This is a genomic window from Chloroherpetonaceae bacterium (assembly GCA_025056565.1).
In the GTDB taxonomy this organism is placed as follows: domain Bacteria; phylum Bacteroidota; class Chlorobiia; order Chlorobiales; family Thermochlorobacteraceae; genus Thermochlorobacter.
Window position 1 is genome coordinate 41,758 of the sequence record JANWWA010000006.1, and the last position, 20,689, is coordinate 62,446.

Sequence of the window (20,689 nt, forward strand, 5' to 3'; positions counted from 1 at the left end):
GGGGGGTAGCCCACTTTTATTTTTGCCGCTAAAAACTCTCCTTTCCCTATGCATTTCGTAGATTTGGGCTTTGCAAATTACCTTTTTACGCTATGAGCCGCTGCACGATTTACGCCAGCGATGAAGATAGGCTGCGAGGCATTTTCTACGTGGCGCTTGCTGCACTTCTTTGGAGCACAGGTGGGGCATTCATCAAGTCAGTTGAGCTTGACGCCTTTCAAACTTCGTTCTGGCGCTCACTTTTTGCTACCCTCACGATTGCAGCTATCACGAAACCCCGACACCTTACGCTCAATACCGACACGCTGCTCACCTCGCTTGCTTACTCTGCCACGCTCATGTTCTTCGTTGCAGGCACAAAACTGACCACTGCTGCCAATGCCATTCTCTTGCAATACGCTGCTCCGATTTACATTCTTTTGCTTGCGCACTTTTTGCTCAAAGAGTCAATGAACCGAGCACAGGTCATTACCGTCTTTTTCTGCGTGATTGGCATGGCGATCTTCTTCCTTGACCAGCTTTCACCACAGGGTTACTTGGGCAATATCTTTGCGGCGCTCTCTGGCGTTGCTTTTGCCGTAATGACCGTGATGCTTCGCAAACAGCGTCACGCCGACCCCACTCAATCTATTTTTCTGGGCAATCTCTGGATTGTGCTTATTACCGCCTTTATTCTCATCACGCAATCGCTTTCGCACCCCAAAGGAGCGCTTCACCCTGATGTGTATCTTGGCTTTGCTATCTCCACTGCCGACAGTATTATTGTTGCCTTCTTGGGCATTTTTCAGATTGGCATTCCATACCTTCTTTTCACGCGTGGCATTCGTGCACTGCGCGCCGTAGACGCTGCCCTTATTGGAATGTTAGAGCCAGTCCTAAACCCAGTCTGGGCATTTCTCATCGTAGGAGAAGTGCCTTCAATGTATGCTTTCATTGGCGGTGCAATTATTATTGTTGCTGTCTTTGTTCAAAATGTCTGGGTACTGCGCGTTCAGCAAAGCCAAAATGCAGCATAGCTCTGGCAACAGGCTACTGGTACAGTTACCAAAAAGCGGCTGGTTTAGGCTTGAAAAAGGCGCTTTGCATCGTATTTTTGCGCTCTAACTCAATTTTCGGGGAACTTTCTCTATGGCTCAATTAGAACTGCCAACGATTCAGATTCTTGAAGGCTCGCGTGAAGTATCGGCTGACGGACAAGAAACCTTTGCGGCTGTTTCCACCTGCGCTGCCACTGAAGGCGCAAAAGGCAAGGTTTACATTGAGACATATGGCTGCCAGATGAATGTCTCCGACTCGGAAATTGTAGCGTCTATTTTGCATAAAGACGGCTACAGCACTACCGACCGTCCCGAAGAAGCCGATGTGATTCTTCTTAACACCTGCGCAATCCGCGAACATGCGGAGCTTAAAATTCACCACCGTTTAGAATCGCTAAAACCTTACAAGCGCCGTAAGCCAAAGCTGGTCATTGGGGTTTTGGGCTGTATGGCTGAGCGAATGAAAGCCAAGCTCTTTGAGGAAGAGAAAATCGTTGACTTGATTGCTGGTCCTGACGCATATCGCTCGCTGCCGCAGCTCATTGAGCTGGCTGAGACAGGGCAAAAAGCCGCAAATGTTTTTCTGTCACTTGAGGAAACCTACGCCGACATTACACCCGTGCGCCGTGCGGGCATCAGTGCTTTTGTCTCCATTATGCGTGGGTGCGACAATATGTGCTCGTTTTGCGTTGTGCCTTTCACGCGCGGGCGTGAACGCAGTCGCCCTGTGCAGTCTATCTTGGATGAAATCAAGCAGCTCTCTGACGAAGGCTTCAAGGAAGTTACGCTTTTAGGTCAGAATGTCAATTCCTATCGTGACGAGCAAAGCGGCGTCAATTTTGCTGAGCTAATGTATCGCGCCAGTCTCATCAACCCCAACATGCGCATTCGTTTTACCACGTCCCACCCAAAGGATATTTCAGAAGAGCTGGTGCACGTCATGGCAGAGCGACCTAATCTCTGCAAGTTCATTCACTTGCCTGTTCAATCTGGCGCAACGACTGTCCTTGCCAGAATGAACCGCAACCATACCCGCGAGGATTACCTTAGAAAAATTGAGATGATTCGCCGCCATCTTCCAGAGTGCTCTCTTTCGACTGACATCATCACGGGCTTTTGCGGCGAAACTGAAGCGGAGCATCAAGAAACGCTCTCACTCTTAAAGGAAGTGCGCTACGACTATGCCTTTACCTTCATTTACTCAGAGCGCCCTAATACGCCTGCTGCCAAGAAAATGGTCGATGATGTGCCGCTCGAAGTCAAGCAGCGCCGCTTAGCAGAAATCCTCGATGTGCAGCGCCAAATTTCTCTGGAACTTTATCAAGCCTCTGTGGGTCAAGTCTATGAAGTGCTGATTGAAGGCGATAGCAAACGTTCTTCAGCGCACTGGATGGGGCGCACGGATACCAACCGTGTGGTGGTATTTCCAAAGCGCAATGAGTCAATTGGCGATTTTGTTAGCGTGAAAATCTTAGGTGCAACGTCTGCTACGCTCTTTGGGGAGCGCGCCTAAGCCTTCCCCCTCATTGGCATATCTCACTACCTGTGATATTCATCACGCCTCTAATTAACCTTTCCGTGCATCTTGCGTTTAGACGGTTGTGATGCAAGCTGTTTGCAAGTGGTCATCACGCCAGTTTTGACAGTTACCGCCTGGGTTTTGATAGGTTGAGTCGCTGGGGCAGCAGCAGCGATTCCCGAGAAAATTCAGGCGGTTTTCATTTTGTTTTGCTATCTTTGTGCGAGATTTGCAGTGACTTTTAATTCCCTTGTGCAATCCTGATGAGTCAGCAAAGCAAGCCGTCTAACGCCCGCAAGATTGAGCACACGCTCACCCGCCGTGACTTAGTGGCTGATGTGGCTCGCCGCACTCGCCGCCCTGAATCGGAAGTATCGGAAATCGTTGATGCCACCTTAGATTCTCTTTCGAAGCTGATTCGTAGCGCAAATCCAGAAATTCGTATTGAGCTGCGGGGCTTAGGCGTCTTTGAAGTAAAGTATATGAAACCTGCCGCTGCCGTGCGCGACCCACGCACAGGAGAGAGCGTCTCTTACTCTGGTCGGCGGCGTAAAGTGCACTTCCGCCCAAGTAAGCTCATTAAACGATTTTTTCAGAAAGACATTTCCATCATACGCAAACCTGATGACGACCATCAAGAAGCGCATTCTGGCAATTGACTATGGCACGCGTCGCATTGGCTTAGCCAAAAGTGACCCCTTCTGGCTTTTTGCACAACCTGTTGGCACATTTAGCGAACCTGAACTCTATCACACTCTTCACACTTTCCTTGCACAAGACGGCATTGAGAAAATTCTTGTTGGCTACCCCACTCATCACGATGGCTCACCTCACCCAATGAAGACGGTGGTTGATGCTTTCATTGAGCGTCTGAAAACGCGTTTTCCTTTGGTGCCCATAGAGCGTGTTGATGAATTTGGCTCTTCTAAAGCAGCCATGAAGGTGCTCATTGAAAGTGGTGTGCGCCGAAAAGCCCGTCAAGTGAAGGGTCGCATTGACCAAGCGGCTGCCGCCTTGCTTTTGCAAGCCTATTTGGATTCGCAGCCTTCCAAACAAGCATAAAAAAATGCGAGCAACCTTTTCTTGGCTGCTCGCATCAAGTCTATTTCCTCTGCGCTTAGGCTACAGCGCTTTCTTCGTGCAGAATCTTTGTGCCTAAAAGCTCAAGGAACTTGGAAAGTAGAGCGGGGTGCGACGGCCAAGCTGGTGATGAAACAATGTTGCCATCGACAATAGCTTCATCCATTGGAATTTGCTCATAGTGTCCGCCTGCCATATTGACTTCTGGCGCACAAGCTGGATACGCCGAGATTTTCTTTCCTGCAATGACATTTGCAGCTGTCAGGACTTGCACACCGTGGCAAATGGAGGCAATTGGCTTGTTGTGCTTTGCGAAGTGTTGGACAATTTCAATCACTTTCGAGTTGAGGCGAATATATTCGGGCGCTCGTCCGCCACAAATGAACAGCCCGTCGTAATCTTCTGGCTTGACATCAGCAAATGTGGCGTTGAGTTTAAAGTTATGCCCGCGTTTTTCGCTGTAGGTTTGGTCTCCCTCGAAATCGTGGATAGATGTGCGCACCACATCACCTGCTTTTTTGTCGGGGCAAACGGCGTGAACTTGGTGCCCGACGGTTAAGAGGGTCTGGAAGGGCACCATCACCTCATAGTCCTCGACATAGTCGCCGACCAGCATCAAGATTTTCTTTGCCATATCGCTTTCTCCTTTGTTTAAGTTAATTGGAATTTGCGTGGGTTACGGCAAGTTACGGGACTTTACTCTGCAATCCAAACGCTTGCGTAAAGCGCCCTAAAAAGCAATCCCATCATTTTTTCAGCATTTCAAATTGGCTATATTCGCAGTTCTATTTTTTCAAAGCGTTAGAACGACCAAATGAAATACCGCACGCACTTCTGCGGCGAACTTCGCCGAGAGCATCTTTCCCAGAGCGTCAAATTAGCTGGCTGGATTCACCGCAAGCGCGACCATGGCGGTCTTATCTTCGTGGATATGCGCGACCACACAGGGATTTGCCAGCTTGTCTTTGAACCTCAAAGCGGCGAGATTTTTCATCAAGTTGAACATTTGCGCGTAGAATCGGTGATTGTGGTGCAAGGCACCGTTGTTCTGCGTTCAGAAGACACCATCAACGCTAACTTGCCGACTGGCGAAATTGAAGTGCGTGTGCATGCGCTTTCAGTGGAAAATGCTGCTGAACCGATGCCTTTCCCTATCGCCGATGAAGTGCCAACCTCTGAGGACCTTCGTTTGAAGTATCGCTTTCTTGACTTACGCCGTGAGCACCTGCATCAAAATATCCTCTTTCGTTCAAAGCTGATTTTTGAGATTCGGAAGTATCTTGTTGGGCTGGGCTTTAACGAAATCCAGACGCCGATTTTGACCTGCAGCTCACCAGAGGGCGCTCGAGACTACCTTGTGCCCAGTCGCCTGCACCCCGGAAAATTTTATGCTTTGCCGCAAGCACCGCAACAATTTAAGCAGCTCTTGATGGTCGCTGGCTTTGACAAATACTTTCAAATCGCTCCTTGCTTTCGCGATGAAGATGCCCGTGCTGACCGTAGCCCCGGCGAGTTCTATCAGCTTGATATGGAGATGGCATTTATCACCCAAGATGAGTTGTTTGAAGTGCTGGAAGGACTTTTTGCACATCTGACCAAAACGCTTTCTCACAAGCGCATTTGGAAGTTGCCCTTCCCCCGTCTCACTTATCACGAAGCAATGAACCGATATGGCTCTGATAAGCCTGACCTACGCAATCCACTGGTCATTGAAGACGTTACGGACATTTTCGTTGGCTCATCGTTTAAAGTCTTTTCGCAAAACACGGGCAAAGGGCGCTGTGTTAAGGCACTCGTGCTTAAAGGAAAAGCTAATGAGCCTCGCCTTTTTTACGACAAAGCTGAAGACTACGCCAAAACCGAACTAGGCTTGCCTGGACTTGCTTACATTCGCTACCGCGACAGCGAAGTGCAAAGCCCGATTTACAAGTTTCTCTCCGACACGGAAAAAGAACGTCTTGTCGAGCGGCTCGGCATTGAAACTGGTGATGTCGTTTTCTTTGCTGCTGGCACATGGGAAAAAACTTGCAAAGCCATGGGCGCTATGCGAAACTACTTTGGGAAGCACTACCCGCTTGATAAAGACCTTTTAGCCTACTGCTGGATTGTTGATTTTCCGATGTTTGAGTATAACGAGGAGCAAAAGAAGATCGACTTCTCGCATAATCCGTTCTCAATGCCACAAGGCGGCTTAGACGCTCTTCTGACCAAAGACCCCCTCGAAGTGCTTGCTTACCAATACGACATTGTGTGCAATGGCATTGAACTTTCCAGCGGCGCAATTCGCAATCACAAGCCAGAGATTATGTATAAGGCATTTGAAATTGCAGGCTACACAAAGGAAGAGGTCGATAGGCGCTTCGGTCACATGATTCGTGCCTTCCAGCACGGTGCACCCCCGCACGGCGGTATTGCGCCCGGCATTGACCGCATCGTTATGCTCTACCGCGACGAGCACAACATCCGTGAAGTGATTGCCTTCCCGATGAACCAGAAAGCTCAAGACCTGATGACCGGCGCTCCGTCAGAAGTTTCAGAAAAACAGCTTCGTGAGCTACACATTAAACTTGACTTACCTCAGAAAGAGTCGTAGCCACCCCCTACGCATTTCCTTTCAGGTGCGCCATCTACTTACAAGCTACTGAAACCTAAGAAGCCGTCGGTATCCTCTGCGCACTTTGCCATGCTTTCGTGCCCTCTTTTTGCTTAGTGCAAAAGACGCGCGAACCGATTTCTCTGGCTACAACTCTTCTGCCTTATATCACTACTCTGGTGTATCTTTTGAGCGGCATTTAGCGAAGAAATGCCGAAACGACCAAATTTGCTTGCACTATGCCTCGCATTATCTTGCTTCTTTTGCTTCTCTCTCTTCTAACTCAATCGCTTTCTGCGCAACCGGTGCCAAAACCCAAACCGAAAGACGGCTACCAAAAAGAGTGGGAAGCCGTCGAGAAAAAGGAACGCGAGGGCCTGCCGAAATCTGCACTCGAACTCGTAGCGAAAATCTATCAGAGAGCCAAAGCCGAGCGCAATGCACCTGAACAAGTCAAAGCTTTGATTCATCTTGCCAAATACACAGCACAAGTAGAAGAGGAGGGCTTGGTCAAGGCAATTCTACTCTTTGAAGCGGAAGCAAAAGGTGCACTTTTTCCTGTTCAGCCAGTGCTCTACTCGCTCCTTGCTGATTTCTACTGGCAATACTACCAGCAAAATCGCTACCGCTTTCTTAACCGCACTGCAACGGCACAAATACTTGATAGCGACATTCGCACATGGGATTTGCAGAGACTCCTCGAGCGCGTCATCGCAACGCACGAACTTGCGCTCTCAAACCAAACTGCGCTGCAAAAAACGCCGCTCTCGCTTTACGATTCCATTCTCGACACTGCTAAAGATTCCAAGAAGTATCGCCCCACGCTCTTTGACTTTCTTGCGCATCAAGCGCTGATGTTCTACAAAAATGAAGAATCGTCGCTACCCAAGCCGACCTACGAATTTGAACTCACGTCGCTCGATGGCTTTAAGCCTGCAAAAGCCTTTGCGCGCCTCCGGTTCGAGACGCAAGATACCTCGTCGCTCAAATATCGCGCGCTGCGGCTCTATCAAGACCTCATCAAGTTTCACCTTGACGACAAAGAACCCGACGCTCTGATTGACATTGACCTTGCACGCTTAGCATATGTGCGCCAGATTACCTTTCACGAGGAGAAAGATGCGGCTTTCGAGCAAGCCTTAAAGCAACTTGATGCACAGTATCGCCATCGAGCCGCTTCGACCGATGTGCTTTATGAGCTTGCGAATTACTACTTCACGCTGGGCGCGGCAAAAGACAAGGAGGGACTAAACGGACGTCAGCGCGCCTTGAAACTCTGCGAGGAAGCGCTTCAGCGCGCGCCCAATTCGCGTGGGGCGATTAATTGCAGAAGTCTCAAAAGCCAGATTCTCCAGAAGCAATTCCGTCTCACAGGTGAGCAATGCGTTGCGCCAAATCAACCTTTTCGCGCGCTGGCGCAGTATCAAAACTTTAACAAGGCATACTTCCGAATCGTGCGCCTGCCTGATACAGATGAGTGGCGCTATGCCTATCGCACTGACCGACTATCGCAAGCCTTACAGCTAAACCCGATTCGTGAGTTTGTGCAAGAATTTCCTTTGCCAAATGATTTGCTGGAACACTCTGCTGAGTTTAAAGTCGATGGCTTACCCACAGGGCATTATGCGCTGCTGATGAGCGCCCGCAAAGACTTCAAGCGCGAAGCGAATATTCTTGAATTGCTCGAGTTCTGGTCGACTTCGCTTTCGCTCGTTACCATCAGTCAGTCAAGCGATGAAGATGCGACAAAGACTTTCCTTGTGCTTGATGCACAAACAGGCAAGCCGATTGCGGGGGCAACCGCTGAACTTTTCCGTGAAGAGTATGACTACAAGAGCCAGCGCTACCGCACGGTCAAAATCGGCAAATATATAAGTGACAAGGCGGGCAAATTCACCGTGCGTGAGACGAAATATGCGTTCCAAATTGACTTGCGTCATCAAGATGACCGCTTTATTGTGCCTGACCAATTCTATGTTTCGCGTCGTTACGACCAACCTGAACGTGAGCCTTACTTCGTTGCGCTTTTCACCGACCGCAGCCTTTATCGTCCCTCGCAAACGATTTACTTCAAAGGGATTCTCTTGCACCACAATTCCAACCGCACAAAGTATGATGTCGTGCCGAATGAGCCTGTAAAGGTTACTTTCTACGATGTGAATTATCAAGTCGTCTCTACGCTTTCATTGCGCACAAACGAATACGGCACCTTTCACGGCAGTTTCGCCGCGCCAACTGGCGTGCTGACTGGCAGAATGCAGATTGAAGCCAAAAGCAAAGGCACGGGTCGCGCGTTTGTGCAAGTCGAGGAATACAAGCGCCCAAAGTTTGAGGTCTCGTTCAAACCGATTCAAGGTGCTTATCGCTTAGGCGAGACGGTGAAAGTTACGGGTGTTGCAAAGTCTTACGCAGGCGCGGCTGTTACAGACGCAATGGTCAAATTCCGTGTGGTGCGCAATACCGCATTTCCGATGTGGTGGCGTTGGTGGATTCCGCGTCCCACCGTGCCTGACCGCGAAATTGCGCATGGCACGCTCACAACTGATGCCCATGGCGAATTTGTGCTTGAGTTCCCCGCCTTGCCCGATAGGAGCATTCCAGAAAGCGACGCGCCTGAATTTACCTACACGGTCTATGCCGATGTAACAGACCTTAGCGGCGAGACGCGCACGGGGCAAACTTCGGTGCAAGTGGGCTACCTTGCACTGCGTGTTTCGCTCAATCTTCCTGAGATGATTGATAAAACCAAGCCCATCAAAGCGAGCGTGCAGACGGAGAATCTCAGCGGCACGTTTGAACCTGCGCAAGGCACACTGAAACTTTATAAGATTCCTGAGCCTTCGCGTCCCTTGCGTGAGCGGCTCTGGCAAGCGCCCGACCAATTTACTCTGACAAAAGCCGAATACGGCGCACTTTTCCCCGACGATTACTACGCTGACGAAGACCGCCTCACCAGCGAAACGGTCGGCACAACACCACGCAGCTTTTCGTTCAATAACCGCGCGGCGGCTGAACTGATTGAAATTCCATTTGCCTCAATGGAATCGGGCAGATACCTTGCCGTCGTGGAGACCAAAGACCGCTTCGGCAAGCCCATCAAACTTGAACGGCGACTTACGCTCTACTCGCCCAGCGACGCAAAGCCTGCTGCCACTCTGCCTTCATTTTTTGTAATTCCCGAAGCAAGAAATTATGAGCCGGGCGAAACTTTCCGATTCATTTGGGGTTCTGCCTATCCTGATGTGGAGGCTTATTACGAAATCGAGCATCAGGGCAAAATCATTCGGTCAGAAATCCTCAAAGTCAGCAACTCGCAAAAAGTCTATGACATCCCCATCAAGGAAGAGCATCGCGGCAATCTTTCGTTTCGCATCTATTTTGTGCATCGCTATCGCTTCTATCAGGTGCAGCATACTATTGTAGTGCCTTGGACGAACAAAGAGTTACGAGTGGAGTGGTCATCGTTCCGCAATAAACTGCTGCCCGGTGCAGAGGAAGAATGGTCACTGAAACTCTCTGGCTTGAAGGGTGAGAAAGTATCAGCAGAAATGGTCGCGGCGCTCTACGATGCCTCGCTTGATGCATTCTTGCCACATAGTTGGTCGCTTTCGCTCTATCCTTATTTTTCTACACAAGGCCATGTAAGCGCAGGCAATGCATTTCGCGCTGTTCAAGCCGAAAGCGCAGAATCAAACTGGAATCGCTACGAACAGCCTTACTACCAGAATTACGATGCGCTGAAAGATTACGGACTGTTTTTCGCTGTATCCGAGTTCGGCGGTATGGGCTTCGTTGGCACTGGGCGCACTGGTTTGGGCGATGCCAGAGCTGGCGGTCTTGGCAGTGCGGCACTGCGTGCAACCGCCCGCAATCGGACGCGCAATGGGGTAATGAACGGTGAGGAAAGCACCGAAGCTCTAATGGCTGCCCCTGCCAAGCAAGCTGCAGCTACAAGTGAAGTTGTAGCGATTGGCACTGAGACAAAATCTGCACCCAGCGCTGCACAAAAGCCTGCAACGGATTTCCAGAGTGTGAAGGTGAGAAGGAATCTTAGCGAAACTGCATTCTTTTTCCCGACGCTTACGACCAACGAAAACGGTGACATCATCTTTCGCTTCAAAGTCCCTGAAGCCTTGACCAGATGGAAATTCTTAGGTCTTGCACATACGAAGGATGCACGCATCGGTCAGATTTCGGCTGAGAGCATCACGCAAAAAGATGTGATGGTGCAGCCCAATCCACCACGCTTCCTGCGCGAAAACGACGAGATTGAATTCCCCGTCAAAATCACCAACCTTTCCGACAAAGACCAGAGCGGCGTAGCAATGCTCTCACTGCTTGACGCCACCACGATGAAACCGCTTCCCCTAACAGGCTTAGGCGAGAAGCCTTTTAGCGTAAAGGCGGGCAGCAACGTGGCACTTTTCTGGCGTGTCAAAATTCCCGAAGGCATCTCGGCAATGATGTATCGGGCCGTTGCCAAAGCGGGCAATTTTTCAGACGGCGAAGAAAACGTGCTGCCCACGCTCACGGACAAAATGCTCGTTACCGAAACCCTGCCGTTACCTGTGCGCGCCAAGCAAACGCGGTCGTTTGAGCTGACGAAACTTCTCCAATCGCAAAGTTCCAACACGCTGCGCCATGAGCGACTTACACTGGAATTTACTTCAAACCCTGCGTGGTATGCCGTGCAAGCCTTGCCGTATCTAATGGAATTTCCATATGAGTGTGCTGAGCAACTGTTCTCACGCTACTATGCCAATAGCATCGCGTCGTTTGTGGCAAATTCTTCGCCGAAGATTCGGCAGGTCTTTGAGCAGTGGAAAAACGCAGAGCCTTCTGCGCTTCTTTCCAACTTGGAGAAAAATGAAGAATTGAAGCAAGCGTTGCTGGAAGAAACGCCATGGGTTTTGGACGGCAAGAGCGAATCGGAGCGCAAGCGTCGCATCGCGTTGCTCTTTGAACTTAACTTGCTTGCGCAGCAGCTAAAACAAACGGAGCAGAAACTTGTGGCGATGCAACTTCCAAGCGGCGGATTCCCTTGGTTTTCTGGAATGTCTGAAAGCCGCTGGGTTACGCAGCACATCGTTGCGGGCGTTGGGCATTTGGATAAACTCGGCATTTACAAGCGTCCCAAAAGTGTGCAACTGATTAGCGCGCTGCCCGCATCGCTGGGCACTGCAATGAATCGTGCCATCGAATATCTGGACGAAGAAATGACGCGCGAATACGAATGGATTATGAAACATGCGCAGAAGCCCGAAGACGACCACCTCAGTTACCTTGCGATCCATTACCTCTATGCGCGGAGTTACTTCCCTGACATTCCCATTGACGGCGGCGAGCGTCAACTCAAAGCGTTAGACTACTGGAAACGCCAAGCCGAAAAATATTGGACAACGCGCCACGTGATGCTCAAAGGAATGCTTGCGCTGGCGTTTCACCGCTTTGGCGCGCCTGAGGCAAAAGCCCTTTCCAAGAAAATCATGCATTCTATCAAGGAATATGCGCTCACGTCCGATGAACTTGGAATGTATTGGAAAGAAAATACGGGCGGTTACTATTGGCACCAAGCCCCGATTGAAACGCAGGCCTTGCTGATAGAGTGCTTTGACGAAATTCTGGACGATAGAGCATCGATTGAGGCAATGAAGACATGGCTCTTGAAGCACAAGCAAACCCATAATTGGCGCACCACGAAAGCCACTGCCGAAGCATGTTATGCTTTGCTTCTGCGCGGCGCGGATTTGCTCGCAAGCGATAAACTTGCGGAAATCACCTTAGGGTCGCTTGCCCTTAACCCAAAAGCGATGCCTGACGTGAAAATGGAAGCAGGCACGGGTTACTTCAAGACGGCGTGGACAAAAGAGGCGGTGAAACCTGAATACGGCAAGGTTACGGTGAAGAATCCGAATGATGTCGTAGCATGGGGCGCGCTCTATTGGCAATACTTTGAGCGAATGGATAACATCACGGCGGCAGAAACACCCCTGAAACTTAGGAAACAACTTTTCATTGAACGCTCGACCGACAAAGGCAAAGTGCTCGAGCCTATCACAGAGAAAACACCAATTAAAGTTGGCGACGTGGTGAAAGTTCGCCTCGAACTGCGTGTGGATAGAGACATGGAGTTTCTTCATCTCAAAGATATGCGGGCTGCTGGCTTTGAGCCACTAAACGTGATTTCAGGCTACAAGTTTCAAGACGGCTTAGGCTACTACGAATCCACGCGCGATGTGGCAACGCATTTCTTTATGGATTATGTGCGAAAGGGCGTTTATGTGTTCGAGTATGCGCTACGCGCTACGCATCGTGGCAAGTTCCAGAACGGCGTTGCGAGCATTCAATCAATGTATGCGCCTGAATTTAGCAGTCACAGCGAAGGCATCATTGTGGAAATCAAGTAGGAAAGCCTGATTGGGCGTGCCTCAATCTGGTGCAAAAGTTTCCTCGAAGCGAGCTTTGGCTTGGACTTGACGCTGAGCCGCTTTTTCAAACACATAATTGCCTATCACCAAACAGTCCATCTCGGTGCGCATAAAGCAGCGATAAGCATCGTCTGGTGTGCAGATGATTGGCTCACCTCGCACATTAAAGCTTGTGTTGACCACCACTCCACAGCCCGTCAGGTCTTCAAAGGTTTTCAGCAGTTGCCAGTATCGTGGGTTAGTATCACGATGCACGGTTTGAATGCGTGCGGAAAAATCAATGTGCGTAATTGCAGGGAGTACAGAGCGTACTGTGTAGAGCTTTTCTTTCAGCGGCAAGTCGTGATAGTTTTCAGGCAAAGTTTTCCGAAGATGCGTGCGCACAGCTTGCACCAAAAGCATATACGGTGAATCGTGCTGCAGCTCAAAGTAATCGCTGGCACGCTCTGCCCGCACCGATGGTGCAAACGGCCGAAATCCCTCCCGATACTTAATTTTGAGATTTAGTTTCTTCTGCATGTCAGGGCTGCGTGCATCGGCTAAAATGCTGCGTGCTCCCAAGGCTCTCGGACCAAATTCCATTCGGCCTTGCACCCAGCCGATAACTTTGCCCTCATCCAGCCACTTTGCCACATCTTGACACAGGGCCTCAAAGTCATCGTAGTAGCGTGCCGATGCCTCGTATTTGCGTATCATGCGCTCTATGTCCAAGTCAGAAAATTCAGGTCCCAAAAACGCTCCCTTCATTGCATCACGGCTTGCGGGCAACACTCGCGCTTGTTCAAAATAAAGGTAGTAGGCGGCAAGGGCTGCACCCAGTGCCCCACCTGCATCGCCTGCTGCTGGCTGAATGAACACATCACGAAACCAGCCCGTGTTTAGCACTTTTCCATTCGCTACACAGTTGAGAGCCACGCCACCCGCCAAGCATAGATACTCTGCTTTCGTGAGACGCTTTGCTTCGGCTGCCATTTTCAGGACAATCTCTTCCGTTACACACTGAATTGCCATCGCAAGGTTGCACTGCGCTTGAGTTGGCTCATCTTCGGGCTTGCGTTTGGACACACCGAAGAGCCGCTCCCACTTTTTCTCATCAATCATCTCAAGCCCTGTGGCATACTTGAAATACTTCTGGTTTAGCCAGATCGAGCCATCGTCATAGATTCTCACCAAATGCGTTTTGATAAGCTCAATAAACCGCTTGACCTCCGCAGAATTTGGCTGACCATAAGGCGCTAACCCCATTAGCTTATACTCACCCGAATTTACCTTAAAGCCTAAAAAGTAGGTGAAAGCAGAGTAAAGCAGTCCGAGTGAATGCGGAAAATGCAGTTCCCTTAACACGGTAATCTGACTGCCCTCTCCCAGTGCGATAGAGGCCGTTGCCCACTCTCCTACGCCGTCAATCGTGAGAATTGCGGCGCGCTCAAATCGTGATGGGTAAAATGCACTTGCTGCATGCGAGAGATGATGCTCTGAAAAAAGGAGCTTTACACTTTGAGTATCGTCGCCGTTTATTTTCTGCAGCTCTTCTCGCAAAAGTCTTTTGAGAAACAGCTTTTCACGCAGCCACACTGGCATTGCTGCAATGAAGGAGCGCACTCCCTTAGGGGCAAAGGCGTAGTAGGTTTCAAGCAAGCGTTCAAATTTCAGCAGCGGTTTATCGTAAAAAACAATTGCATCCAGCTCACTTAGCGTTGTGCCTGCATAGTCTAAGCAGAACCTCACTGCGTTAGCTGGGAACGCCGCATCGTTTTTCTTTCTTGTAAAACGCTCTTCTTGAGCGGCTGCTACAATCTCACCATCTTTAATCAGTGCTGCCGCCGAGTCGTGATAAAACGCAGAAATTCCGAGTATTTTCACAGTAAATTCTCAAGCTCTGAAGTTCTGTAAGTATAAACGGCTTTGCAGAAATTTACCAGTAGGCAGTATGGCAAAATCCAAGGTGCTCTCTGCGAGTTCATCGCTTTCTTCGAAAAGAAAAAGCTATCCTGTTTGGTTCTACGGCGTGCTATGGCTTCTGCCGATTTTGTTCTTTGCTGCACTCGAAGGTGGCTTGCGGCTCTTCGGCTACGGTGATTCTTATCCGATTTTCGTGCCCTTTGAGCATAACCCAAGTCAATTGCGGCTAAATCCTCGTATTCCCGAAAAGTATTTTGGCAAGTCAGCTGTTACGCCCTCTACCATTCTTGACGTATTCGATAAGGTTAAAGCGCCGAATGCCCTACGTGTGTTTATCTTGGGCGAAAGCAGTGCGGCTGGCTGGCCTTATCCGCCGGCCGTTGCCTTCTCAAGCACGCTTCGACGCGCTCTGCAGGCACTTTACCCTGAGCGCAAAATTGAAGTGATAAACTTAGGCATTGCCGCTATCTGCACCTACACTCTTAAAGACTTTCTACCGGCGGTGCTGGAGCACCAACCTGACCTTGTCATCTTCTACAACGGGCACAATGAATATTACGGCGTCTTAGGCGTTGGCTCTTCAATGCGTCTTGGCAGTTCTCGCTGGCTGACCAACCTGAGGTTGGCTCTCAGAGACTTGCGGCTCTATCAGCTTCTTCAAAATCTTTTTTCCAGCGCAGCCCGCGCCCTTTCTTCTCGCTCCAGTGAAGACTCAGGCACTTTGATGGCAAGAGTAATTGGTGAAAGTGCGATTGCCTACAACTCAGATACTTACCGTAAGGGTCTGGAACAGTTTGAAGCTCATCTGGACGAAATGCTTGGACAACTTGAGAAGGCGGGTGTGCCGACGCTTGTCGGCACACTGGTTTCCAATTACCGTGACCAGCCGCCCTTTGTGTCGCTTGATGAATCACCGAATGCGCAAATGCTTTTTCAGCAGGCACGTGCTGCACTTCAGGCTGGTGATTCACTTTCCGCAAAATCACTTTTTCTCCAAGCAAAGGACTTAGATGCTCTGCGATTTCGTGCTCCTGAGGCGATGAATGAAATTATCCGCAACTTAGCAATCAAGCACCACGCCACGGTAGCTGAAATTCAGCAAGGTTTTGAGCGTGCCTCACCTTTTGGCATCGTTGGCAATTCTTTAATGTGCGACCACTTGCATCCCACCGTGCACGGTTACCAACTAATGGGCAAAATTTTCCTGCAAACAGCCCTTGAGCACCACCTTCTGCCGCCCCACTTCAGACCGCTTCCCCCTGCCGCATTAGATAGCCTTCTTTTTTCCCCTGTCTTTTCACCGCTTGATGCCACTATCGCTGACCTTAAGCTGCGTTTGCTCAAAGGCTCATATCCGTTTGTCCCGAAAGGTGAACCCAATCGGTTGCTGCTATCTTTCCGCCCCCAAACCCTTGTCGATACGCTGGCTATGCGTGTTGTGAGTGAAGAGCTGACGATTGAGGAAGCGCACTACGCTGCTGCGGACTACTTCCTTGCACAGCGCGATACGCTCTCTGCACAGAGCGAGCTGCAATCTTTTATTTCCAAACTGCCCTTTCTTGAACTGCCCTATCGCAAGGCAGGGCAACTTTTCATCAAATATCAACTGTTCGACCGTGCCCTGCCCTACCTTCTTGAAGCCTACCGCCTTTCGCCGACGCTCTACAGCACCAAATGGATTGGACAAATTTTGCTCTACCAGCACAAAATTCCCGAAGCGATTGCGTATCTGGAGCGCAGTCTTTCATTAGGCGGGCAGAGCGATAGCCAACTTTACTACAACTTAGCAGGCGCATACTATCAAGCTAATCAACTTGAAAAAGCCCTTCAAGCCTTGCAGCGCTGCTTGGCACTCTCACCTAACTATGCCCCTGCACGCGCATTCTACGAACAGCTCACGGCTCCCTCTCAGTAGCACAGGCAGAAAATTTTTTGCAGAAAGCAAAATTCTCGCTATCTTAATTCCGATAAAATTTGTCGGATTTTTCAAACATCAGAGAAACCTTTGTGCCAAGAAAAGCGTTAAAACCAGCGAAAATTTGAGAAGTTTTGTCTCCAAAAATCCGACTAAAATAGTCTTATTTAGCTCACTGGAAACTGTGAAAAGGAGAGGGTTACTCGGATGCTGCGGTTAACGAAAAAATTTGAATATGGGCTTTTGGCAGTGCGCTACATTGCCACTACTCAAAATGGCGATGTTGCGACCGCAAAGGAAATTGCAGAAAAGACAAACATTCCATATGAGCTGGTTGCCAAGACCCTGCAGCAGATGGCGAAGTCTGGCATTATTACCTCTGTTCAAGGCGTCAAAGGTGGCTATAAGCTCAACAAACCAGCTTCTGAGATTTCCTTCTCAGAAATCGCTGAGGCAATTGGTGAGCCGATTCAGCTCATTGATTGCGAAACCAATCCAGAGGGTTGTGAAGCCTTTTCGGGCTGCGCGGTTAAAAAGCCGCTTAGCAAGATTCAGAAACGATTCCGAGAAATTTTCAGCGAAGCCAAAGTTGCAGAAATTCTTTAAGATAAGCCTTAAAATTTTTAGTATCGCTACTTGCTGAGGAATTGACACATACCATAAAACCTTAAATTCAAAGGAGATACTGATTATGGCACTTGACCTGAGCCGACCGATTTATATGGACAACAATGCCACGACGCGAATGGATCCTCGCGTTCTGGAGGCTATGCTCCCATACTTTACTGAAAAGTTTGGCAACGCTGCTTCTCGTAACCATAGCTACGGCTGGGAAGCCGAGGAGGCGGTTGAGAAAGCCCGTGAGCAAGTAGCAAAAGCCATCGGCGCAGATGCAAAGGAAATTATTTTCACCAGCGGCGCAACGGAGTCAGATAACATTGCGATAAAAGGCGCAGTCGAGATGTATGCCGAGAAAGGCAACCATATCGTTACGATGCAGACGGAACACAAAGCCGTGTTAGACACCTGCCGCCGCTTGGAACGTGAGGGTAAAGCTAAAGTTACTTACCTTCCACCGAAGCCCGACGGACTTGTTGACCTTGACCAGCTTGAAGCCGCTATCACCGACAAGACCATTATGGTCGCTATTATGATGGCCAACAATGAAATTGGCGTCATTCAGCCGATGAAAGAAATCGGCGAAATTTGTCGCAAGCACGGGGTGCTCTTCTTTACCGATGCGGTGCAAGCGGTCGGCAAGGTGCCCGTTGATGTCAATGACATGAAGATTGATATTCTCTCAATTTCTGGGCACAAGATTTACGGTCCGAAGGGTATTGGTGCACTCTATGTGCGCCGCAAGAATCCCCGCGTCAAGCTTGCTGGAATTATTGACGGCGGCGGTCAAGAGCGCGGAATGCGCAGTGGCACGCTGAATGTGCCCGGCATAGTCGGTTTGGCTAAAGCCCTTGAGCTTTGCATTGAGGAGATGCCTACGGAAATGAAGCGCTTGACATACTTGCGCAATAAGCTTAAAGATGGCATTCTCTCTCAGCTCGAGGATGTCTATGTCAATGGCTCAATGGAAAGCCGCTTGCCGGGCAATCTCAATATGAGCTTTGCATACGTGGAAGGCGAAGCCCTTCTGATGGGCTTAAAGGGATTAGCCGTCTCCAGCGGTTCAGCTTGCACTTCTGCTTCGCTGGAGCCATCGCATGTGCTCAAAGCCTTAGGTGTTGGCGACGAACTGGCCCACTCTTCAATTCGCTACGGACTAGGTCGCTTCAACACCGAAGAAGAAGTTGACTACGCTATTAAAGTCACAGTAGAAGCAGTCAATCGCCTGCGTGAAATGTCGCCACTCTATGAAATGGCAAAAGCAGGCATTGACCTGAAATCTGTGCAATGGAATCATCATTAACTTTAACTTCAACCTTATACGGAGGACAAAATGGCTTACTCAGAAAAGGTCATTGACCACTACAACAATCCACGCAATGTCGGAAGCCTTGACCCCAACGATGAAACTGTAGGCACAGGCTTAGTCGGTGCACCCGAGTGCGGCGATGTGATGAAGCTCCAAATCAAGGTCAATGAAGAAACTGGCATCATTGAAGATGCAAAGTTCAAGACCTTTGGATGCGGTTCTGCAATTGCTTCTTCCTCGCTAGCCACAGAACTGCTTAAAGGCAAGACTATTGAAGAGGCGTTTGCCATCAAGAATACACAAATCGTACAGGAACTTAATCTGCCACCTGTCAAGATTCACTGCTCGGTGCTGGCAGAAGATGCTATCAAAGCCGCAATTGCTGACTTTAAGCGCAAGCAAGAAGCCAAGCGCCAAAAAGCACAAGAAGCGCTCTCTGCTAATACTTAACCAATTTGGTCGGAAAGTTAGTTGCTGCGCTCTAACTTTCTGACCTACTCAAAAGGAGGTGAACCAATGATTACGGTTAGCGAAAAAGCTCGCCAGCAAATTGAACGCCTGAAGGCACAGCAAAATTTGGGGCCAGAATACGGCATCCGCATTAGTGTCAAAGGTGGCGGTTGCTCTGGGCTTTCATATGGGTTAGACTTTGAGAACGAGGAACGTAAAGGCGATCAAATTTTTGAAGACAAGGGTATCAAGCTCTTCGTCGATATGAAGAGCTTCCTTTACCTTGCGGGCACTCAGCTTGACTTCTCGGATGGTCTCAATGGTAAGGGGTTTCATTTCATCAACCCGAATGCTACTCGCACCTGTGGGTGTGGGGAGTCGTTTTCAGTCTAAACCCAAGTCGCTATGCTGACTGCTACTGCCGCTGTCCCAGCTCCTCATCGTGAGCTTCATGAGCCAGATTATCCTGTGGAGGAGAAATTGGGACAGGGGAAAAACATGAGCTTCGGTTCACTGAGCTGCTGTCGTTCCTGCATATTCTTTTCAATGGCAGAAATGACATTATTGTCGGTGGTGACAGGTTTATTTACTACGAGAAAGGCAATCTGAAGAAAGCCGCTCTACCCGATGCCTTTGTCATCAAAGGCTTTGTGGGCGATGAACCTGATGCGTTCAAAATCTGGGAAACTCCAATTGACTTGCGCTTTGTGTGTGAGATTTGGTCAAACCAAAACGATGAAGCCGAGCGCCATCGCAAGTTTGCCATCTATCAAAACATTTTGCAAGAAACGGAATATGCCGAGCTGACCCGAGATGAGGTGCTTTATGCTTATCGCTTGAACAGCGACGGTGAGTATGAACAAATCCTGCCCAATTCACCAGGGCGTCTCTGGCTCAGAGAGCTTGATGCTGAGCTGGCATTTGAAGATGGTCTCATTCGGGTCTATCGCAACGGAGAAAAAATCCCAACACTTAAAGAAGCCTTGAAAGACAGAAAAATGTAATGGGCGAAGTGCGAAGAATTCCTGTCCGAACACAGGAAGAACTCTGGTTCTTTGAAAAGCAGATCAACCTCTTTGATATTTTGGAGTTTTTCCCCTTCGATGCAATTGGCAAGAAAGATGGCACGCCGGGAAAAACGCTCATAATTGAGACAGATTTAGGCTGGTCATTTGAGACAGACATTGAGCACGGGAAGTTTTGCTTTCGCAAAAAGTCCAAATCTATGCCAGGCACAGGCAAGTGGGTTGTGGAGTCAGGCTTGAAAGTTGGCGACATCATTTGCCTCGAAAAATTAGGCGAGTATCATTACAAGCTTTACAAAGAAACTTCATCTTGAAATGTTTATGGATATGCTCTCTGCTTGCAGCGGTGCTGCATTGTTTTTGTCGCTTTTTCTCGGTTTTCCACGAGAAATTATGTCGAACTTTCTGAGCATTGCTGCGGAAAAAATCCAAGCACTCTACCAGCAGTCTCAGTTCTATGAGCTTTTCGGCGATCACGCCCAACCTAACTTAAACTAAGCACACAACAATGGATAACAAGGGCTTGATGGAATTCGACATTCAGGATTTTCTCTGGAACGGTATCCTCAAAGAGTCTGAATTTCGCAAGAAACTGGAAGAACACGATTGGTCGCAGTATGATAACCGTAAGGTAATTATCAAAGGCTGCGGCTCGACACCTATTCCAACTTGGGCGTATATGGTCGTTACAGCCTATCTTGTTCAGCACGCTGAAAAAGTGATGTATGGTGAAGCCTGCTCCGCCGTGCCGATATTTAGGCGCACCAAAGCTAGCGCTACGACCGATATCAATTCCACCACTTAACTGTCTAC

16 protein-coding genes are annotated in these 20,689 nt (G+C 49.3%); 14 read left to right on the forward strand and 2 right to left on the reverse strand.

Annotated elements, in window-relative coordinates; genetic code table 11:
- The first annotated feature begins 92 nt into the window (after positions 1–92).
- The 4 genes from NZM05_06315 (at position 93) to ruvX (ending at position 3,618) form a co-directional block, all read left to right on the forward strand.
- Complete coding sequence (locus NZM05_06315) at positions 93–1,016, forward strand: DMT family transporter (protein ID MCS7013227.1); 924 nt, start codon at positions 93–95, stop codon at positions 1,014–1,016.
- 112 nt (positions 1,017–1,128) lie between these two features.
- Positions 1,129–2,550: a tRNA (N6-isopentenyl adenosine(37)-C2)-methylthiotransferase MiaB gene (miaB, locus tag NZM05_06320; protein ID MCS7013228.1), complete on the forward strand. Its 1,422-nt coding sequence runs from the start codon at positions 1,129–1,131 to the stop codon at positions 2,548–2,550.
- 269 nt (positions 2,551–2,819) lie between these two features.
- Positions 2,820–3,215 carry an HU family DNA-binding protein gene (locus tag NZM05_06325; protein ID MCS7013229.1) on the forward strand — a complete coding sequence of 132 codons (396 nt, stop codon included), beginning with the start codon at positions 2,820–2,822 and terminating at the stop codon, positions 3,213–3,215.
- Positions 3,181–3,618 carry a Holliday junction resolvase RuvX gene (gene ruvX / locus NZM05_06330; protein ID MCS7013230.1) on the forward strand — a complete coding sequence of 146 codons (438 nt, stop codon included), beginning with the start codon at positions 3,181–3,183 and terminating at the stop codon, positions 3,616–3,618. The genes NZM05_06325 and ruvX overlap by 35 nt, the downstream gene beginning before the upstream one ends.
- A gap of 55 nt (positions 3,619–3,673) precedes the next feature.
- On the opposite strand, the gene NZM05_06335 is transcribed toward ruvX, so the two are convergent.
- On the reverse strand, positions 3,674–4,270 hold the full coding sequence (locus NZM05_06335; GenBank protein MCS7013231.1) for a DJ-1/PfpI family protein: 597 nt from the start codon (positions 4,268–4,270) through the stop codon (positions 3,674–3,676).
- Between the two features lie 180 nt (positions 4,271–4,450).
- Between NZM05_06335 and aspS the strand changes: the two genes are divergently transcribed.
- Entirely contained in the window at positions 4,451–6,229 is a 1,779-nt protein-coding gene (gene aspS, locus NZM05_06340) for an aspartate--tRNA ligase (GenBank protein ID MCS7013232.1), read from the forward strand.
- A gap of 239 nt (positions 6,230–6,468) precedes the next feature.
- A complete protein-coding gene (locus NZM05_06345) occupies positions 6,469–12,636 on the forward strand; it encodes an MG2 domain-containing protein (protein MCS7013233.1) in 6,168 nt (2,055 codons plus the stop codon).
- A 21-nt stretch (positions 12,637–12,657) separates the two neighbouring features.
- Here NZM05_06345 and NZM05_06350 read toward each other — a convergent pair whose 3' ends face one another.
- Positions 12,658–14,520, reverse strand: coding sequence for a carbamoyltransferase (locus NZM05_06350; protein ID MCS7013234.1), 1,863 nt, complete (start codon positions 14,518–14,520; stop codon positions 12,658–12,660).
- Between the two features lie 67 nt (positions 14,521–14,587).
- Here NZM05_06350 and NZM05_06355 point away from each other — a divergent pair, with 67 nt between their 5' ends.
- The 8 genes from NZM05_06355 to NZM05_06390 all read left to right on the forward strand — a co-directional run bounded on the left by NZM05_06355 (position 14,588) and on the right by NZM05_06390 (position 20,681).
- A complete protein-coding gene (locus tag NZM05_06355) occupies positions 14,588–16,474 on the forward strand; it encodes a tetratricopeptide repeat protein (protein ID MCS7013235.1) in 1,887 nt (628 codons plus the stop codon).
- Between the two features lie 207 nt (positions 16,475–16,681).
- Positions 16,682–17,080 (forward strand): Rrf2 family transcriptional regulator, encoded by a 399-nt coding sequence (locus NZM05_06360; GenBank protein ID MCS7013236.1) that lies wholly within the window; start codon positions 16,682–16,684, stop codon positions 17,078–17,080.
- 97 nt (positions 17,081–17,177) lie between these two features.
- Positions 17,178–18,395 carry an IscS subfamily cysteine desulfurase gene (locus tag NZM05_06365; protein ID MCS7013237.1) on the forward strand — a complete coding sequence of 406 codons (1,218 nt, stop codon included), beginning with the start codon at positions 17,178–17,180 and terminating at the stop codon, positions 18,393–18,395.
- 30 nt (positions 18,396–18,425) lie between these two features.
- A complete protein-coding gene (gene iscU, locus NZM05_06370) occupies positions 18,426–18,851 on the forward strand; it encodes a Fe-S cluster assembly scaffold IscU (GenBank protein ID MCS7013238.1) in 426 nt (141 codons plus the stop codon).
- 66 nt (positions 18,852–18,917) lie between these two features.
- Positions 18,918–19,244 carry an iron-sulfur cluster assembly accessory protein gene (locus NZM05_06375; protein MCS7013239.1) on the forward strand — a complete coding sequence of 109 codons (327 nt, stop codon included), beginning with the start codon at positions 18,918–18,920 and terminating at the stop codon, positions 19,242–19,244.
- Positions 19,245–19,330: 86 nt separating this feature from the next.
- The gene (locus NZM05_06380) at positions 19,331–19,855 is read left to right on the forward strand and encodes a Uma2 family endonuclease (GenBank protein MCS7013240.1); all 525 of its coding nucleotides are present in this window, start codon (positions 19,331–19,333) and stop codon (positions 19,853–19,855) included.
- Positions 19,855–20,190, forward strand: coding sequence for a hypothetical protein (locus NZM05_06385; GenBank protein ID MCS7013241.1), 336 nt, complete (start codon positions 19,855–19,857; stop codon positions 20,188–20,190). The genes NZM05_06380 and NZM05_06385 overlap by 1 nt, the downstream gene beginning before the upstream one ends.
- Positions 20,191–20,384: 194 nt before the next feature.
- Positions 20,385–20,681 carry a DUF2480 family protein gene (locus NZM05_06390; protein MCS7013242.1) on the forward strand — a complete coding sequence of 99 codons (297 nt, stop codon included), beginning with the start codon at positions 20,385–20,387 and terminating at the stop codon, positions 20,679–20,681.
- Positions 20,682–20,689 lie beyond the last annotated feature (8 nt).

Bases quoted from the DNA above. Each gene is read 5' to 3' on its own strand.
- NZM05_06315 (MCS7013227.1), top strand. From the start codon at position 93: ATGAGCCGCTGCACGATTTACGCCAGCGATGAAGATAGGCTGCGAGGC.
- miaB (MCS7013228.1), top strand. From the start codon at position 1,129: ATGGCTCAATTAGAACTGCCAACGATTCAGATTCTTGAAGGCTCGCGT.
- NZM05_06325 (MCS7013229.1), top strand. From the start codon at position 2,820: ATGAGTCAGCAAAGCAAGCCGTCTAACGCCCGCAAGATTGAGCACACG.
- ruvX (MCS7013230.1), top strand. From the start codon at position 3,181: ATGACGACCATCAAGAAGCGCATTCTGGCAATTGACTATGGCACGCGT.
- NZM05_06335 (MCS7013231.1), bottom strand. From the start codon at position 4,270: ATGGCAAAGAAAATCTTGATGCTGGTCGGCGACTATGTCGAGGACTAT.
- aspS (MCS7013232.1), top strand. From the start codon at position 4,451: ATGAAATACCGCACGCACTTCTGCGGCGAACTTCGCCGAGAGCATCTT.
- NZM05_06345 (MCS7013233.1), top strand. From the start codon at position 6,469: ATGCCTCGCATTATCTTGCTTCTTTTGCTTCTCTCTCTTCTAACTCAA.
- NZM05_06355 (MCS7013235.1), top strand. From the start codon at position 14,588: ATGGCAAAATCCAAGGTGCTCTCTGCGAGTTCATCGCTTTCTTCGAAA.
- NZM05_06360 (MCS7013236.1), top strand. From the start codon at position 16,682: ATGCTGCGGTTAACGAAAAAATTTGAATATGGGCTTTTGGCAGTGCGC.
- iscU (MCS7013238.1), top strand. From the start codon at position 18,426: ATGGCTTACTCAGAAAAGGTCATTGACCACTACAACAATCCACGCAAT.
- NZM05_06375 (MCS7013239.1), top strand. From the start codon at position 18,918: ATGATTACGGTTAGCGAAAAAGCTCGCCAGCAAATTGAACGCCTGAAG.
- NZM05_06385 (MCS7013241.1), top strand. From the start codon at position 19,855: ATGGGCGAAGTGCGAAGAATTCCTGTCCGAACACAGGAAGAACTCTGG.
- NZM05_06390 (MCS7013242.1), top strand. From the start codon at position 20,385: ATGGATAACAAGGGCTTGATGGAATTCGACATTCAGGATTTTCTCTGG.